This is a genomic window from Streptomyces sp. O3, assembly GCF_054788135.1.
This window is the reverse complement of record NZ_JBTVYK010000226.1, coordinates 1-245: the sequence shown is the minus strand read 5'-3', so window position 1 is coordinate 245 and position 245 is coordinate 1. Positions and strand designations below refer to the sequence as shown.

Below are 245 nucleotides of genomic sequence, written 5' to 3'. Positions count from 1 at the left end.
CTTTAGAAAATGGTTTTATTTATAATGACGCAAAAATGATTTCGAACCATACGGAGTTTCGAATTGGTTCAAAAAATGGAGCACAATTTTGGGGCGGAAACGGAACTACGACAGAAAATTGGCATGGTGCGGCAGTTATGAAAATGATGGATGCTGAACTAGATAATTGGTCAGTTAAATTCGTCTGTCACAATTATACGTATTATCCACGAGCGAAAGGAAAGGTCGAGCTTTACCTCTTAGAC

1 protein-coding gene is annotated in these 245 nt (G+C 38.4%); it reads left to right on the top strand.

The genetic code is table 11. From position 1 onward, the window contains the following. Nucleotides 1–245 (top strand): hypothetical protein (locus ACX6XY_RS30455; protein WP_460337966.1); only part of this gene is annotated, 245 nt, incomplete at both ends.